The sequence below is a fragment of the Kribbella koreensis genome (assembly GCF_039525325.1).
In the GTDB taxonomy this organism is placed as follows: domain Bacteria; phylum Actinomycetota; class Actinomycetes; order Propionibacteriales; family Kribbellaceae; genus Kribbella; species Kribbella koreensis.
In genome coordinates this window covers 161,119-177,120 of the sequence record NZ_BAAAHK010000007.1, presented here as the reverse complement: position 1 = coordinate 177,120, position 16,002 = coordinate 161,119, and the positions used below count along the sequence as shown (strand labels likewise).

The following is a 16,002-nucleotide window of genomic DNA, read 5'->3' as shown; positions in this document are numbered from 1 at the left end:
GCGCGGCGCAGGCGACGAAGACGACTGGAACTGAGGCTCAGTGGCAACGGCAGAACACGTCGTGATGATGGTGGCGAACGGCATCGACAACGACAGCAGGGTCCTGAAGGAAGCGATGGCGATCTCCCGTACCGGCGTACGGGTCACGCTGCTCGGGGTCTCGCCGGACGGCGTGCTGTCGATGAAGTGCCTGGACGGCAACACCGTGATGGCGCGGCTGCCGAGCGCCTTCCCGCTCCGCGACGACCGCCGGCGCCGCCGCGCGCGGCGACGGGCCCGCCGGCTGCCCTTGCTGGGCTACAAGTCGAGCGTCGACGCTGCCGCCCGGGAGGCCCGGATCGCGGCCCGGCTGGCCGACCTGAAGGCCGAGTCGGGTGACGCGGTCGGCGCCAAGCGGGCCGGTTCCGCGAGCCCGGTCGGCTTCCGGCTCGGGGTCCTGACCCGGGTGGTCCGGCAGCGCTGGCTGGGTGCCGCCTCGGTCGGGGTCCGGCTCCGCCGCGACTTCATGCTGAGCCAGAACAAGATGTTCGCCAGCAGTTGGGCCTGGTACGACGGCAAGGTGTCCCGGATGGAGCGCCCGGTCTCCTGGCGCGAGGTCGTGCCCGAGGCCTGGGACTACGAGCAGATCTTCGGCCAGGTCCTCGACGAACTCGCCCCTGACGTCCTGCACGCCCACGACATGCACCTGGTCGGCGTGGCGGCTCGGGCCAAGGGCCGGGCGAAGCTGCGCGGGCGGGACCTCAAGGTCGTCTACGACGCGCACGAGTACGTGCCCGGCATCGCGCAGTACGGGCACCGCACGCCGCGGTGGATCGCGGCGTGGGCCGATCACGAGAAGAAGTACCTCTATGCGGCCGACCGGGTGATCACGGTCAGCTCGGCGATCGCCCAGCGGCTGAAGGAGGAGAACAACCTCGATCACCTGCCGCAGGTCATCCTGAACACCCCGGACATCCCGCGGGAGATCGAGCTGACGCAGGACATCCGCACGGTGACCGGGCTGTCCGACGATGTCCCGTTGCTGGTCTACAGCGGTGGCATCACGGCGGTACGAGGCGTCGAGACCGCGATCAAGGCGATGCCGGACATGCCCGGCGTGCACCTCGCGGTGGTCGCCGTGCCGTCCCCGGACCAGCCGGCCGTCGCAGTACTGCGCAAGCACGCGATCCGGCTCGGCGTCGAGGACCGGATGCACTACCTGCACCCGGTCGCGCCGCACGAGGTGACCGCGTTCCTCTCGACCGCGGACGCCGGCATCATCCCGATGCTGCGCGCGCCCAACCACGAGATGGCGATGCCGAACAAGCTCTTCGAGTACAGCCTCGGTGGGCTGCCGGTGCTGACCAGCGACATGTCCAGCATGAAGGAGTTCGTCGCCCAGTTCGGGATCGGTGAGTCCTTCGAGGCCGGCAACCCCGAAGACCTTGCGGAGAAGGCGAAACTGCTGCTCGGCCGGACCAACAAGTACCGCGAGCGGCTGGCGTCGCCGACGTTCAGGCAGGAAGCGGCCTGGAGCGGGCAGGCCGACAAGCTGCGGGTCCTGTACGGCGAGCTGCTCGGCCGCGAGCTGACCGTCGAGCCGGCGCCCGCGCGGGACCGGTCGCGGCTGCTGATCGGGCCGACCAACACGGACGGCCAGGCCTGGGCCTGGGCGCGCGCTGTCGAGCGTCATCTGCCGGGTATCGAGGGTGAGTCGCTGCAGGTGGGTGGCGTGGCGGACGAGTTCGGCGTTGACCGGGTCGCGGGCTCAGCGGAGTACAAGAAGAGCGTTGGCTGGCGGATCGAGCATGCCGACCAGATGCTGGAGAACGGGGTCAGTCACGTCCTGTTCGAGTCCGGGCATGCGCTGCTCGGGCAGACCGCGCTGCAGTGGTTCACGAAGGATCTGGAGTTCCTCGAGTCCTCCGGTATCGCGCACGGAGTCGTCTTCCATGCGGCGGATGTCCGGGATCGCCGGTGGGAGGTGACCCGCGAGCGGCTGGCGGAGTACGAGGGGCCGCGGTTCGTGACGGCGCCCGACCTGGTGGACACGGTCGACTACAGCGTCTGGCTGCCGGTCGTCATCGAGCCTGCCGACCCGGCGCTGAGTCCGCCGGTGCTGGAGCGGGAGACGCCGGTGGTGCTGCAGTTCGGGCAGGCCGATCCGGCGCTCGCCGACCTGCACGACCTGGGGCTGATCGACTACCAGACGGCCGATGGACGCTCGCGCGCCGAACTTCTCGAGCTGGTGCGGGCCTCGGACATCGTGGTCGAGGACGTGCGGCTCGGCTCGTACGGCGCGCTGACGGCCGAGGCGATGGCCGCCGGGCGTGTGGTGGTCGGGCGGATCTCGCAGCGTGTGCGGGACCGGCTGCCGATGGAGGTACCGATCGTGCAGGCGGATCCGGGCGAGCTGCGCACTGTGGTCGAGCGGCTGATCGGGGAGCGTGAGGACGCGCAGAAGACGGCCGCTGCCGGGCCGATCTACATCAGCGAGGTGCACGACGGCCGCCGCTCGGCCGAGGCGCTGTCGACCTTCCTCGGCAAGGCCTGACAGAACTCAAGAAGCCCCGGATGCTCGGCGTCCGGGGCTTCTTCGTCGCGGGGTGGGTCAGCCGATCAGGCCGAGCGCCTTGACCGCGTCGCGCTCCTCGCCGAGCTCCTTGGTGCTGGCGTCGATCCGGGCGCGGGAGAAGTCGTTGATCTCCAGGCCCTGGACGATCTCGTAGTTGCCGTCCTTGGTGGTCACCGGGAACGAGGAGATCAGACCCTCCGGCACGTCGTACGAACCGTCGGAGACGACCGCCATCGACAGCCAGTCGCCGTCGGCCGAGCCCTTGACCCAGTCGCGCACGTGGTCGACGGTGGCCATCGCGGCCGAGGCGGCCGAGGACGCGCCGCGGGCCTCGATGATCGCCGCGCCGCGCTTCTGCACGGTCGGGATGAAGTCGTTCTCCAGCCACTCGGTGTCGTTGACGACCTCGACCGCGTTCTTGCCGGCCACCTCGGCGTGGAAGATGTCCGGGTACTGGGTCGCGCTGTGGTTGCCCCAGATGGTCAGCTTCTTGAGGTCGGTGACGTGCGTGCCGGTCTTCTTCGCGAGCTGGGCCAGCGCGCGGTTGTGGTCCAGCCGGGTCAGCGCCGAGAACCGCTCGGCCGGGATGTCCGGGGCGTTGCTGCGCGCGATCAGCGCGTTGGTGTTGGCCGGGTTGCCGGTGACGGTGATCCGGATGTCGTCGGCGGCGTGCTCGTTCAGGGCCTTGCCCTGGACGGTGAAGATCGCGCCGTTGGCCTCCAGCAGGTCACCGCGCTCCATCCCCTTGGTGCGGGGGCGGGCGCCGACCAGCAGGGCCAGGTTCGCGCCGTCGAAGATCTTGTTGGCGTCGTCGCCGATCTCGACCCCGGCCAGCGTCGGGAAGGCGCTGTCGTCGAGCTCCATCACCACCCCTTCGAGCGCCTTCAGCGCCGGGGTCACCTCCAGCAGCCGCAGCTCGACCGGCGTGTCCGGCCCGAGCAGCGCGCCGCTCGCGATCCGGAACAGCAAGCTGTATCCGATCTGACCGGCGCCGCCGGTGATGGCGACCTTCACTGGGGTTTTGCTCACGACACGCTCCTCAAAGGATTCAACGACGGACTCCCTTCGGACGCTAGCAAGTCCGCCGCCGGTAGGCGACGGTGGGTCAGGTGATCCACACCACCCGTTCACCAGCAAGACTCCAGACCGCCTTCTGCTGAACCGAGGGTGTGCTCAGTCCCTGACTTGTTAGGAGAAAGTTCGATGATTTCGGTGCCCCGCCGGTTCGTCGCCGTCGCCGCCTCGGCTGTTGCCGTCGGCGCGTCGGTTTTCGTTCCCCAGCTGTCCGGCTCGACCCCGCAGACCGCCGTGCAGGCGGCCGGCCAGGAGCAGGCCGCGCTCGCCCCGGCCGCCCGGCTCGCGGAGGCGAAGAAGCACGACGACTTCGTCATCGTCGGCCACCGGGGCGCCTCCGGCTACCGGCCCGAGCACACGCTGGCGTCGTACGAGCTGGCCGCCCGGATGGGCGCCGACTACATCGAGCCCGACCTGGTGACGACCAAGGACCACGTCCTGGTCACCCGGCACGAGCCGGAGATCGGCGGGACCACGGATGTCGCGGCGCACCCGGAGTTCGCCGACCGGAAGAAGACCAAGCTGCTCGACGGCGTCGCCACGACCGGCTGGTTCACCGAGGACTTCACCCTCAAGGAGCTGAAGACGCTCCGCGCCAAGGAGCGGATCCCGGCGATCCGCCAGCACAACACGGTCTTCGACGGCCGGTACCAGATCCCGACCTTCCAAGAGGTCATCGACCTGACCAAGCGGCTGTCGCGCGAACTCGGCCGGCCGATCGGGATCTACCCCGAGACCAAGCACCCGACCTACTTCCGCCAGCAGGGTCTCCCGCTCGAGCCGGAGCTGATCAAGACGCTGAACCGCAACAACCTGAACCGCCCGGACGCCAAGGTCTTCGTCCAGTCCTTCGAGGTGGGCAATCTGAAGGCGCTCGACAAGGAGCTGCGGGTCCCGCTGGTCCAGCTGACCAGCTCGACCGGCGCGCCGTACGACTTCGTGGTCAGCGGTGACAAGCGCACGTACGCCGACATCGTGTCCGCCAAGGGCCTGCGCGAGGTCGCCACGTACGCCGACGGCGTCGGCCCGTCCAAGGACCAGATCATCCCGCTCGACGCGGCCGGCAAGCTCGGCACGCCGACCGACCTGGTCCGCGACGCGCACCGGGCCGGCCTGGTCGTGCACCCGTACACCTTCCGGGTCGAGAACAACTTCCTGCCGGCCGACTTCGACTCCGACGCGGTGCAGTCCGACTCCGGCAACCTGTTCGGCGAGATCGCGGCGTACCGCAAGGTCGGCATCGACGGTCTCTTCTCCGACAACGCCGACATCGCGGTCGCGGCCGAGGCGGAGTCCAGGTAACCCCTGCTGGTTAGATGACTGGGTGGAACGAAAGGTCGGCACGGGGACTGCGACGGTCGAGGCGGAGCCGGACGGTACTTTCCTGCTCCGCGTCGACGGCTCGTTGCAGTCCCAGGTCGACCTGGCCGATCCGTCGAACCTCGCGTTCGAGTACGTCCGGCGGATCGGCGACGTGCTCGACCTGGTGGCGGCCCGCAAGCAGCCGATCTCGGTCGTGCACGTCGGCGGCGCCGGGCTGACCCTCGCCCGGTACGTCGCGGTCACCCGGCCGCGGTCCCGGCAGATCGTGCTGGAGCCCGACGAGGACCTCACCGAGTTCGTCCGCGAGACGCTGCCGCTGCCGAAGCGGTCCGGGATCAAGGTCCGCGGTGTCACCGGCCGGGCCGGGATCACCGAGCTGTACGAGGACTCGACCGACGTGGTGATCGTGGACGCCTTCGTCCGCGAGGCCGTGCCGGCGAATCTGGTCACCGCCGAGTTCGTCGCCTTGTGTGCCAGGATCCTGCGTCCTGGTGGCGTGCTCGTCTTCAACCTGATCGACGGGACTGCCGGGCTGGGGTTCGTTCGCCGGGTGGCCGCGACGCTGCTGGCCGGGCTCGGCGACGGGGTGGTGCTGGCTGAGCGCAAGGTCCTGCGGGGCAAGGGCTTCGGGAACGTGGTGCTGGTGGGATCGCCGCAGCCGGTACCGGACCTGACACCGGTCGGGCGACGGGCGCAACCGCCGTACGAGGTGCTGCCGTTGCGCGAGCTCGCGGGCAAGGCGGCGCCGCTGACGGACTCCGAGGGGTTCGCGTCGCCGGCTGCTCCGGCGGGCACGTTCGGCCGCTGAACCGGACAAAACGCTGTCAGCCTTGGCGGAAACCGTGGTGGGGGAGAGCCCGGCGGCAGGTAGCTTGGGCGGGTGTCTGCTGCCAGGGTTGCCGAGCTGAGGTACTACCCCGTGAAGGGTCTCACCGGGGTGTCCGTCGAGCGTGCCGACGTGCTCGCGACAGGGTTGCGGCACGATCGGAACTTCATGCTGGTCGACCCGGCGGACGGCAGCTTCCTGAGTCAGCGCACGACGCCGGCGATGGCACCGCTGCGGGTCGAAGTACTGGCTGATGGGGACTCTCTCCGGTTGTCGGCAGATGGCGCCGAGGATCTCGTCGTGCAGGTCGCGTACGACGGGAAGCGGCGCGACGTGAGTCTGTTCAACAAGTGGTTCGGGGCCGGGGTGGTGCAGGACGCGGCCGCGGAGGAGTGGTTCTCCGAGCGGTTGGAGCGGCCGGTCGGGTTCGTCCGGGTCACGCCGGAGCACGAGCGGCCGGGATGGGGTGTGCACAAGGGGCTCACCGGCTTCGGCGACGCGCATGCGCTGATGATCACGGCGTACTCCTCGCTCGACGGGCTCAACGCGCGGATCATGGAGGCCGGCGGGGAGGCGATTCCGATGAACCGCTTCCGGCCGAACATCGTCATCGAGGGCTGGCCTGAGGCGCATACCGAGGATCGCTTGCTGCGGGCGTCGGCGGGGTCGCTCGAGTTCGGCTACTCGGCCCGGGGGATCCGGTGCGCGGTGCCGACCGTGGACCAGGCGACGGGGGAGAAGCGCGGGCCGGAGCCGACCCGCACGCTGGCGAAGTACCGGCGCCAGCCCGACTACGGCGGCGGCGTGAGCTTCGGCATCAAGGGCGCGGTGCTGACTCCGGGGGTCGTTGCCGTGGGCGACGAGATCGTGGTCCACGAATGGCTGCCGGACGGGGCTGACCCCGCCCCATCAGTTCGCTAGCCGGATCCTGCTGGTGTCGCTGCGGCGGAATCGGCCGTTCGCGTTCTTCTGGGTCGCGCAGCTGCTGTCCAACGCCGGTACGCAGGTCAGCGAACTCGCCATCCCGCTGATCGCGGTGCTCACCCTGTCGGCCGGGCCGGGGGCCATGGGTGTCCTGACGGCGCTGGAAGCCCTGCCCAGCTTGGTGCTTGCCGTCTTCCTCGGTGTGTTCGTGGATCGGCTTCGGCGCGGCCGGCTGCTGTTCTGGTGCAACATCGGGCAAGGCGTACTGATCGGCACGGTGCCGGTGGCTGCCGCTTTCGATGTGTTGACGATGGCTCAGCTCTACGTGGTGACCTTCGCGGTGGGTGGACTCGCGTTGGCCTACGGCCTCGCCCACACCGCCTACATCCCTGTGCTGGTACCCGATCGCCGGCAACTGACCGCCGCGAACAGCAGTATCGCGCTGACCGACTCAGTCACCGCAGTAGCCGGCCCAGGCCTCGGCGGCCTGCTCGTCCAGCTACTGACGGCTCCCGCAGCGATCGCTGTCGACAGCGCGTCGTTCCTGGTCGCCGCGGTCCTTCAAGCAAGCGGCCGAGGGCCCGACCCTTCGCCGATGGCGGAGAAGACCCGATTCCTGCCATCGGTCCGAGCCGGCTTCGCCGCGTTCCGCGGCCAGCCGGGCATCGTCGCCATCACCGCGGGCAAGGGCAGCTTCGACTTCTTCCAGTGGGCCGTCATCGCGCTCTACATCCTGTACGCCGTCCGCGAGCTGCACCTGTCGCCCGCCGCGATCGGCGCCATCGCCGTCCTGGGATCGCTCGGCCCGTTGCTGGCCGGCGTCATCACCACCCCGGTGAGCCGCCGATTCGGCACGACCTGGACCTCGGTCGTCGCTGCCATCCTCCTCGGCGGCAACCTCCTCACGCCGCTGGCCGCGGGCCCGGACCTCCTGGTCATCGCCACGATCGGCCTTGGCCAGTTCCTCCTCGGCCTCGGCGTGGTCTTCCTGATCATCGTTCGCTCGACCATGCTGCAACGCTCCATCGAGCCCGGACTCCTAGGCCGCGCAGGCTCGGTCATCCGCCTGGTCGAGTGGGGCGCCGGGCCCCTGGGCGGCCTGTTCGGAGGTCTGCTCGGCGCCACTCTCGGTCTACGCCCCGGCTTGGTGCTGCTGGGAATCGGCACCCTGTCGGCCGTCCCTTGGATCGCAACCGCCGCTGCCCGCGGGCACCTCGCGATACCCGACGAGCGCGACTGACGGCCGGCGGGCTAGCAGGCGACGCGAGCGCGGCCCGCGACCGCCTTGTACGTGCAGGTGTCGAAGGTCTTGCCGGCGGGCGTCTGGAAGCGGGCGGTGTCGCCGGTGTTGTTCCAGATGTAGTTGCCCTGGTTCCAGTACAGGTGGACCGCGGTGTTGCGGGCTTTGCCGGTGTGGACGACCGCTGTCGTCCGGCCCTTGAGGACGTAGCCGCGCGGGAAGACGAAGGTGTGGTTGGCGACGTCCTTCACCCGGTAACCGCTCAGGTTGATCGCCTTCGTGCTGACGTTACGGATGCTGAAGTACTCGAGGTTGAGATGCGCGTTGGTCCGGGTGTCCTTGCCGGCCGGGTCGTACTGGATCCCGGTCAGGACCACCGAACTCGCCGCCATCGCGGGCAGCGGTACGGCGAAGCCGACCACCGCGGTGATGACGGCGGCGGCGATGGGCAGGCTGAAGCGACGTACGAACACGGATTTCCCCTCCGGCTGTGGGCCGATTTCCCCCCGGCCCGATGAACTGCTGACTGCCGGTTCCCCCCGGCGGGTCGAACCTAGGGGTCACCCTCCGTGTTCGTCAAGGGGTGGGAGCACTCAGAGTGACAATGCCTCGCCCGCAGGCGGAATCCGCAGCTCCAGACCGGCTTCGGCGAAGGTCTTGGCGAGGACGTCGGGCCCTTCGGAGAAGTGCGCCCAACCCTCCGTGTGCACCGGAACGATGACAGCCGGCGCAAGCAGGCGAGCTGCTTCGACCGCGGCTTCGGAGGTCAACGTGAGCGGTGCGCCGTCGAGTAGGGCGGTACGAGCCGCGCCTGCGAAGAGTACGGCGACGTCAACGGAACGAGCTGTCACACCAGGGATGCTGCCGGCCGCCAAGCGGTCGACGATCTCGGCGACCAGCTCGACGGACGCGTTGTCTCCGGACACGTAGACCGTCGGTACGCCGTCGCCGCTCAGCAAGAAGCCGGTGACGGTGCCGGTCACCGACTCGCAGCCCTCGGGCCCATGCCGGGCAGGCAATCCGGTGACAACCAGTACGCCGCCGTCCGGCCGCTGCAACTCGACGGACTCCCAGTTCTCCAGCCCGCGGACGCCTTCGATCCGCTCCGCCGCGCCAGGCGTCGACAGCACTACCGGGACATCCGCCAGCAACTCCCGCCCGCTCTCGTCGAGGTTGTCCTTGTGCTGGTCGTGGGACAGCAGCACGGCGTCGATCGGGCCGAGCTCGGCCACGCCCACCGCGGGTCCGGTCAGCTTGGTCATCACCCGGCCGGGCAGCTGGTACTCGCGCGGCTGGTCGAACGCAGGGTCGGTCAGCAAGGACAGCCCGCCAAGGCTGATCAGGGCGGTCGGCCCGCCCACATGTGTGATCTTCATGCCCCCATCCTGCGAGCTCGGAAGCTGCCGGGCCATTGGCCCGGGGGACATAGTTCCTTAAGATCGGGCCATGCGCTCCGTGGCGGTTCTCGCGTACGACGGGATGAGTCCGTTCCATCTGTCCGTGCCCTGTCTCGTGCTCGGCGATCGACTCGGCGGCGAGGTCGAGTACGACGTACAGGTCTGCGCCGAGCACCCCGGCCGGCTCGGCACCAATGCCGGCTTCGACCTGTACGTCGAACGCGGGCTCGATGTGATGGAGCACGCCGACCTGGTCATCCTGCCGAGCTGGGAACCCGACCTGGAGCCGTCCGGCCGGCTGGTGGAGGCCATCCGCGCGGCCCACGCTCGAGGGGCGACAGTGGTCGGCCTCTGCATCGGCGCGTTCCTGGTGGCGGCCAGTGGCATCGCGGACGGCCGGGACGTGGTCACGCACTGGCGGTGGGCTGAGCGCCTGGCAGCGCAGTACCCGAAGGTCGACGTGCGGGCGGACGTCCTCTGGTCGGACCTCGGCGACCTGGTCACCTCAGCCGGTACTGCGGCCTCCCTCGACTGCTGCCTCCACCTGGTCCGGACTCACCACGGAGTGGAGCGTGCAGAGCAGTTGGCCCGGGTGATCGTGGTTGCGCCGCACAGGAGTGGCTCGCAGGCGCAGTACATCCCTGTACCTGTCCCGCCGGACCCTACGGACGACGTGATCGAGCGGGCCATGGTCTGGGCCCGCATGCGGCTCGACCAGCCGGTCTCGCTGGACGAGTGGGCAGCAGCGGTCGCGCTGTCCCGGCGTACCTTCACGAGGCAGTTCCGGGCGCGGACAGGGAGCAGCGGACAGGCCTGGTTGCTCCAGCAACGGCTTGATCGAGCTCGGCTGTTGCTGGAGACAACCGACCAGTCGATCGAGCGGGTCGCGACGGCAAGCGGATTCGGCAGCAGTGCGGCGCTGCGGCACCACTTCCACCACGTGCTCGGGACGACGCCGCAACGCCATCGGCAGGAGTTCGGCTAGAGCAACAAGAAGAGGGTGTAGAGGGCCGGGGTGGCGAAGGTGATCAGCAGGATCCAGGCCATCATCTTGTGACCCGGTTTGGTCCGGTCGAGGTTGGCGGCGAAGTGCACGACCGCGCCTTCCTCGGTGTGCCTGCTCAGCCCGATCCGCTTGGCGTCCTCCGGCCGGCGGTCCGGGCGCTCGTCCGCGATCGCGTCCGGCGGGATCCCGTACAACGCAGGCCGGGGCGGATCGAGATCGTCGCGCTCGCCGTACATCCGGCCTCCCGCAGGATCGGTGGAGGCTCAAGCTAACCCCGCTGCCGAGGCCGACTCAAGCACCTCGCCCCATCGTCCCACCCACAGACCACAAACGGCGGCCCGCACCCCGCGAGCCGCCGTCCTGGGTAGTTCTCTGGTTACTGAAAGTCGACGACCCACGCGTACCGGGTGGCGGTGTTCAGACAGACCAGCACCTGCGTCGTGCAGTACTTCGCATCGCCCTGGCCGACCCCGAGTTCGTCCAGCCCGCAGTCGAGCACGGTCCTCGAGTTGGAGCTCATCAGCCGGTCGAAGGCTGCCTTCGCGGTCATGTCCTTGCCGCCCGTGGACGCGCCGGAGGAGCCGCCCGAGGCCATCTGCCCGGTCCTGGCCCGGTCTTCCGCTTCCGCGCGCGCACCGCCGGTGAGGTTGCTGTTGCGGTGCAGCGGTGAGCACCCGCTCTCGACCCGCTTGTTGTCGACCAGCGAGAACAGCTCGAACTCCTCGGCCGACATGCTGCCGCCGTCGGCGGGCGGGGGTGGGGTGCTGGGGGTGCTGGACGGGGTGGTGCTGGGTGAGTGGGTCGGTGTGGTGTTCGGGTTGTCCGGCGCCTTCGTCGTCGTGCTGCTGGTCGGGCCGTCGGTCGCGCCGGTCGTCGTCGGGCGGTCCGTCGGTCCGTCGGTGGGACCCTCGGTCGGCGTGGTGCTCGGGTCGCCGGTCGGTGTCCGGCCCGGGGTCGACGGGGTGTCGCTCGGGGACGGCGTACCGGCCGGCGTACCGGATGGGGTGCTGCTCGGCGTGGTGGCCGTCGGTCGCGCCACGACCGGCTTCGCCGACGACTTCAGATAGGTGTCGTCGTCGCGGGTGACATAGGGGACCGACGCGTCGGCCTCGTTGGACTGCGGCTGGTGGAGCAGGATCCAGGAGATCGGCGTGATCACCAGGATCACCGTCCCCATCGCTACCGTGATCCGCTTCAGGCGGGACTCCGGCCGGGCGGTCGCCGGCTTGCTGCGCCGTCGCCGCCCAGCGGCTGATCGCTGTGACATTTAAGTGCGTGTTCCCTTCACGGTCGCGCCCCCAAGACGTGCCTCATTCGTCTCACCGCGGCGCTGTGAGGAGCGCCCGATGGTGTAGCAAGGACGGATCTACCCGCGCTGATCTCGGGACAACCGGGCATCCGTTGTCGGTTCGCCACAGTCGTTGCGGCGAACACAGTGCCCGGCGGACAGTGCCGAGTGCGGTCGGTCCTGCGGTCAGTTACGACCGAAGTCCTGCACCCAGCTCCCGTTGCCCCAGTCGGACTTGACCTGCCCCGGGTCGTACCCGATGCCGATCAAGGTGAACTTGCAGTTGAGGATGTTCGCCCGGTGGCCGTCGCTGTTCATCCAGGCGTTGAAGACCTTCTGCGCACTGCTGTAGCCGGCCGCGATGTTCTCGCCCCAGCCCGAGCCGTGGTACCCGGCCTTGGCCATCCGGTCGCCCGGGTCCTCGCCGGCCTTGTTGGTGTGGTCCATGTAGTGGTTGCGGACCATGTCGGAGGCGTGCGAGCCGGCGGCCTCGACCAGTGCGTCGTCGAGCTGCAGCTTGCCGCAGCCCTGACTGCGCCGCGCCTGGTTGGTGAGGTCGAGGACCTCGCGCTCGATCGAGCTGGTACCGCCGCCGCCCGACGGCGGTTGCGGCGGGTCGTCCGGGGTCGGCTCGGTCGTGGTGACCGTCCTGGTCGGCGTCTTCGTCGGCTTGGTCACCGGCTTGGTGGGCTTCGACGGCTTCGGCTTCTGGGTCGGCGTACCGCCGTTGCCGTTCTCCGTCATCACCGGGCCGGTCGGCGTGACGGTGACCGGCCCGACGCCGCCGGTCGGGCCGGTGGTGAGCACCGTGGTGGGTGCGCCTGGCGTGGCCGACGTACTGGTGCTCATGGTGGACTCGGCCGACCCGAGGGCCGGCGTACCGACCGAGACGACGGTCTTGCCGTTCGGCAGCGTCTTCGTCACGGTGACCTTCGGCTTGCCGGCTCCGGCGCTCTCGCCCTCGACAGCGGCGGGGCCCGAGTTGTCCTCGGAGACGTTCAGAACCTTGGTGGCGTCGTCGTCGGCGACCGCCGAACCGTCACGTGCCGACATCAGGTAGACCACGGGCCCGATGGCGAGTAGCACGGACAGGGCACTGACGATCGGGCCGATCAGGCCTCTGCGTCGGGGTGCCTTTTTTCTGCTGCGGTGCCGCCCAGGGGTAGGCGAGTCCGTCATGGGTGGGCGAGTCCTCTTCAGTTCGTCGTACTACCGGAAGTTCCGTCGTTCCCCGTGCGTGTTCGTTGCCAGGCCCCCCTGGTTACCGAACAGTGACCCTAACCGACACGCAAGGTCACTGTTACGGGTCCGCGTCCCGTCTTAACGAAGCCCTGAGATTCAGGGCTTTCCGGCGTCATCCGCCGAAGTCCTGGACCCAACTTCCGTTACCCCATTCGGGCTTGACCTGGCCGGAGTCGTAGCCGATGCCGATCATCGTGTAGTCGCAGTTCAGGATGTTCTTGCGGTGACCCTCGCTGTGCATCCAGCCGTCCACCACGGCCGCGGCGGTTTTGTAGCCGACGGCAATGTTCTCGGCCATCGCGCCGCCCTTGAAGCCGGCTGCCTTCATCCGGTCGAACGGCGACCGGCCGTCCTGGCTGTTGTGGTCGAAGAAGTGGTGCACGACCATGTCGGTCGCGTGCAGGTCAGCGGCCTTGGTCAGCGCGCTGTTCATCCGCAGCGGGCCACAGCCGTTCTTGGCGCGTTCGTTGTTCGTCAGTTGCAGCACCTGCGCCTCCGCGCCACCACTCGGCGCCGGCGGCTTGGTGGTCGGCGGCTTGGTCGACGGCTTCGGCGTCGCGGTGTGCGTCGGGCGCGGCGTCGGCTTCGTCGGCTTGGGGGAGCGGGTGCCCTGCCGGCTCGGCGCGCTGCTCGAGCGGGTCGGCGTCGGGGTCGCGCTCGGCGTCTTCGACGGCGTCTTGGAGGGAGTGGCCGAAGGAGTCCTGGTGGGGGTCGCCACCGGGCTGCTCGCGTCGTCGGTCGGCGTGACCATCGGGTCGTCGGTACTGCTCCGGACCGTCAGCTGCTGGTCCTGGCTGGTCGCCTGCGTGGTGTCGCGGGTCACGTACCAACCGGCGCCGGCCAGCAGGGCCAGCACCGCCAACGCTCCCAGGATCGGCCCCGCGACACCACGCCGCTGCTTGCGGCGGCCGTGCGATCGGGGCGGTTCGGGGTTGCTCTCGTAGAAGGGATCGTTCGGTACTTCGTTCATTGCAGCCAGCAAGCCTCTCGTCGTCGATCCCCGTCGTCCCCAGGCCGTGCGGCACGGACGTTATCGGATCTTGATGTAACACGACGACCCCCGAACGGCCGACAACGCCCGCTTTGACGAACCTTTTACGACGAGCGGGCCGGAACCTTGAACACCGAACGGTGACCTTGAACACGTAATAACTTGTTCAAGGTCACCGTTCGGTGTTCAAGGTCACCAGTTGTGGCTAGGAGCGGGCGATGACGATGTCGGCGATGACCTTCCAGCCGAGGCTGCGGTAGAGGCGGAGGCCGTCGATCGACGCGATCAGGATGCCGCGTTTGGCGCCCTGAGCCGCCGCCGTCTCCACCAGCGACGCCATCACGGCGCTGCCCAGGCCGCGACGCCGGTGCGCCGGGTCGGTCTCGATCCGGTCGGCGACGGCGTCCTGGCCGACGACCGCCATCCGGCCACTCGAGACGACGCCACCGTGCAGCGTCGCCCGGGTGATGATCAGGTCGTCCTCGAGCTCGGTATGCAGCGTGTACCGCTCGTTCAGCTTCAGCGCGGGCTGCTCGGACAGCTGGATCGTCATCAGCCAGTCCTGGTCCGGCTGTACCTCCAGCCCGAGGTCCTCGAGCTGCTCGATCCGCGCCTCCCGGTCGTCGGTGGCCAGCGTCACCCAGCCGGCGCCCCGGCCGCTGCCCGCGGCTCTGGCCAGTTCGGCGGCGCGCTCGACGCGCTCGGGTTTGTCGTCGGCGTCCAGTACGACGTACTCCATCGCGCGGTTCTCCTCGCCCGCGCGGACGGTCAGGATCCCGTCGTTGTCATCCTCGACTGTGGTCCAGCCCCGCGATACAGACCACCCGGCCTGCCAGCGGCGGACGAGTTCCTCACGATCTCTCACCTGTCGATTCAAGCAGTCAGAACGTTCCACGGCGAGAGGAAGCGGTGTCGGCTGTCACCATCTGGTCGCTCGATGGCGGATTCGTTACCTCTGGGAACGACTTTTCAGCGCCGTTCAGCGGTTCGAACCCGGCCGCTGGTCGGTGCTCAGCAGGTCGAAGGCGTGCAGATCGCGGAAGCCGCCGTCGCGGTCCGGGCTGGCGGCGCGCTCGCGCCCGGTCCGGGTGAACCCGTTGACCTCGGCAACCCGCTGGGAGGCCGTGTTGCCGTCGGCAGCGAACAGCACCAGCCGGCGCCGCCCGAGCCCGCCGTCCTCGACCGGAGTGAAGGCGTGCCCGATCGCGCCCCGGACCGCAGTGCTCATCACGCCCCGGCCGCGTGCGTCGGGGTGCGCCCAGTAGCCGACCTCGCCCATCGTCTTGTCGATCCGGTTCCGCAGGTCGAACACGCTGACGTTGCCGAGCAGCTCGTCGGTGTCCGGATCGGCGATCGCCCAGGAGACGCCCTCACCGGACGCCAGGTTCTCCAGCCGGCTCTCGATGAATCCCTCGGCATCCTCCAGCTGGTAAGGCTTCGGGAGTCCGGCCAGCCACTGCTGGGTGCGCGGGTCGTTGCAGGCCTCCATCAGGCGCTTGGCGTCCGAACCCTCGAACGCTCGCAGTCGCACCCCGTCCAGCTCGATGACCGGCACCCGCCACCAGTTGCCCTGCGGCTCCGGTACGTCGTCGCGCGCGATCGAAGCGACCCACTCGTCCCGCCGGACGCCGCGCTGGACCCCGCCGGCTGGAATCGTCACCAGATTCCGGAAGCCGGCCTTCCAGGCGACCCGCCGGGAGCCCCAGTTGCCGACGTACGCCCGCCAGGTCACCCGCTCCCAGCCCTGCTCGAACGCGTGCGCCACGGCCAGCCGCAACGCCCGCGTCATCACGCCGTTGCCCCGGGCCCACGGCGCGATCGCGAACCCGACCTCGCCGACGTCGCCGTCTCCGGGGCGCAGATCGATGGTGCCCGAGTAGCGGCCGTCGTACTCGATCGCCCAGGCCCAATTGCTGCCGTCGCGCCAGCCGGCCGGCACGAACTCGGTCAGGAAGTGCTCGGCGTTGCCCAGCTCGTACGGCACCGGGATCGTCGTCCAGCGCTGCATCTCCGGGTCCTGGCAGGCCTCGTACGCCGGCCGCGTGTCCGCGACCGTGTGGGCACGCAGCGTCACGACATCGTCGGCCAGGGTGGGCACGTCCTCGGGGAATCGCATAGCTCAGCCTGACAACCCGCG

15 protein-coding genes are annotated in these 16,002 nt (G+C 69.4%); 6 read left to right on the top strand and 9 right to left on the bottom strand.

All coding sequences use genetic code 11. The annotated features are described in order from the left end of the window. The first annotated feature begins 40 nt into the window (after nt 1-40). Nucleotides 41-2,533: a glycosyltransferase gene (locus ABD116_RS14695; protein WP_343969104.1), complete on the top strand. Its 2,493-nt coding sequence runs from the start codon at nt 41-43 to the stop codon at nt 2,531-2,533. A 57-nt stretch (nt 2,534-2,590) separates the two neighbouring features. Here ABD116_RS14695 and ABD116_RS14690 read toward each other — a convergent pair whose 3' ends face one another. After that, on the bottom strand, nt 2,591-3,583 hold the full coding sequence (locus ABD116_RS14690) for a malate dehydrogenase (RefSeq protein WP_343969102.1): 993 nt from the start codon (nt 3,581-3,583) through the stop codon (nt 2,591-2,593). A 174-nt stretch (nt 3,584-3,757) separates the two neighbouring features. Here ABD116_RS14690 and ABD116_RS14685 point away from each other — a divergent pair, with 174 nt between their 5' ends. From ABD116_RS14685 to ABD116_RS14670, 4 genes are all read left to right on the top strand, one after another. Further along, the gene (locus ABD116_RS14685; protein ID WP_343969100.1) at nt 3,758-4,930 is read left to right on the top strand and encodes a glycerophosphodiester phosphodiesterase; all 1,173 of its coding nucleotides are present in this window, start codon (nt 3,758-3,760) and stop codon (nt 4,928-4,930) included. A gap of 22 nt (nt 4,931-4,952) precedes the next feature. Beyond that, on the top strand, nt 4,953-5,759 hold the full coding sequence (locus ABD116_RS14680) for a spermidine synthase (protein ID WP_343969098.1): 807 nt from the start codon (nt 4,953-4,955) through the stop codon (nt 5,757-5,759). 72 nt (nt 5,760-5,831) lie between these two features. Further along, nucleotides 5,832-6,698: an MOSC domain-containing protein gene (locus ABD116_RS14675; RefSeq protein ID WP_343969096.1), complete on the top strand. Its 867-nt coding sequence runs from the start codon at nt 5,832-5,834 to the stop codon at nt 6,696-6,698. Between the two features lie 13 nt (nt 6,699-6,711). Beyond that, a complete protein-coding gene (locus ABD116_RS14670; RefSeq protein WP_343969094.1) occupies nt 6,712-7,941 on the top strand; it encodes an MFS transporter in 1,230 nt (409 codons plus the stop codon). A gap of 11 nt (nt 7,942-7,952) precedes the next feature. Here the strand turns inward: ABD116_RS14670 and ABD116_RS14665 are convergent, their stop codons facing one another. Together ABD116_RS14665 and ABD116_RS14660 are read right to left on the bottom strand one after the other, a co-directional pair. Beyond that, nucleotides 7,953-8,414, bottom strand: a complete 462-nt coding sequence (locus tag ABD116_RS14665) for a lamin tail domain-containing protein (RefSeq protein WP_343969092.1) — start codon at nt 8,412-8,414, stop codon at nt 7,953-7,955. Between the two features lie 120 nt (nt 8,415-8,534). Beyond that, complete coding sequence (locus ABD116_RS14660) at nt 8,535-9,317, bottom strand: MBL fold metallo-hydrolase (RefSeq protein WP_343969090.1); 783 nt, start codon at nt 9,315-9,317, stop codon at nt 8,535-8,537. 70 nt (nt 9,318-9,387) lie between these two features. Between ABD116_RS14660 and ABD116_RS14655 the strand changes: the two genes are divergently transcribed. After that, nucleotides 9,388-10,323, top strand: coding sequence for a GlxA family transcriptional regulator (locus tag ABD116_RS14655; RefSeq protein WP_343969088.1), 936 nt, complete (start codon nt 9,388-9,390; stop codon nt 10,321-10,323). On the opposite strand, the gene ABD116_RS14650 is transcribed toward ABD116_RS14655, so the two are convergent. From ABD116_RS14650 to ABD116_RS14625, 6 genes are all read right to left on the bottom strand, one after another. Then, entirely contained in the window at nt 10,320-10,580 is a 261-nt protein-coding gene (locus ABD116_RS14650) for a hypothetical protein (RefSeq protein WP_343969086.1), read from the bottom strand. The two genes, ABD116_RS14655 and ABD116_RS14650, sit on opposite strands and share 4 nt — an antisense overlap. A 140-nt stretch (nt 10,581-10,720) precedes the next feature. Then, nucleotides 10,721-11,611, bottom strand: a complete 891-nt coding sequence (locus ABD116_RS14645) for a hypothetical protein (RefSeq protein ID WP_343969084.1) — start codon at nt 11,609-11,611, stop codon at nt 10,721-10,723. Nucleotides 11,612-11,818: 207 nt separating this feature from the next. Beyond that, nucleotides 11,819-12,811, bottom strand: coding sequence for a CAP domain-containing protein (locus tag ABD116_RS14640; RefSeq protein ID WP_343969082.1), 993 nt, complete (start codon nt 12,809-12,811; stop codon nt 11,819-11,821). Nucleotides 12,812-12,986: 175 nt separating this feature from the next. Further along, entirely contained in the window at nt 12,987-13,844 is an 858-nt protein-coding gene (locus ABD116_RS14635) for a CAP domain-containing protein (RefSeq protein WP_343969080.1), read from the bottom strand. Nucleotides 13,845-14,070: 226 nt separating this feature from the next. After that, entirely contained in the window at nt 14,071-14,730 is a 660-nt protein-coding gene (locus tag ABD116_RS14630) for a GNAT family N-acetyltransferase (RefSeq protein WP_343969078.1), read from the bottom strand. Between the two features lie 114 nt (nt 14,731-14,844). Then, complete coding sequence (locus tag ABD116_RS14625; RefSeq protein WP_343969076.1) at nt 14,845-15,981, bottom strand: GNAT family N-acetyltransferase; 1,137 nt, start codon at nt 15,979-15,981, stop codon at nt 14,845-14,847. Nucleotides 15,982-16,002: the final 21 nt, after the last annotated feature.

What these genes read in the sequence shown, in the direction of transcription:
- ABD116_RS14685 (WP_343969100.1), top strand. Translation starts at nt 3,758, where the DNA reads ATGATTTCGGTGCCCCGCCGGTTCGTCGCCGTCGCCGCCTCGGCTGTT.
- ABD116_RS14660 (WP_343969090.1), bottom strand. Translation starts at nt 9,317, where the DNA reads ATGAAGATCACACATGTGGGCGGGCCGACCGCCCTGATCAGCCTTGGC.
- ABD116_RS14655 (WP_343969088.1), top strand. Translation starts at nt 9,388, where the DNA reads ATGCGCTCCGTGGCGGTTCTCGCGTACGACGGGATGAGTCCGTTCCAT.
- ABD116_RS14650 (WP_343969086.1), bottom strand. Translation starts at nt 10,580, where the DNA reads ATGTACGGCGAGCGCGACGATCTCGATCCGCCCCGGCCTGCGTTGTAC.
- ABD116_RS14645 (WP_343969084.1), bottom strand. Translation starts at nt 11,611, where the DNA reads ATGTCACAGCGATCAGCCGCTGGGCGGCGACGGCGCAGCAAGCCGGCG.
- ABD116_RS14640 (WP_343969082.1), bottom strand. Translation starts at nt 12,811, where the DNA reads ATGACGGACTCGCCTACCCCTGGGCGGCACCGCAGCAGAAAAAAGGCA.
- ABD116_RS14635 (WP_343969080.1), bottom strand. Translation starts at nt 13,844, where the DNA reads ATGAACGAAGTACCGAACGATCCCTTCTACGAGAGCAACCCCGAACCG.
- ABD116_RS14625 (WP_343969076.1), bottom strand. Translation starts at nt 15,981, where the DNA reads ATGCGATTCCCCGAGGACGTGCCCACCCTGGCCGACGATGTCGTGACG.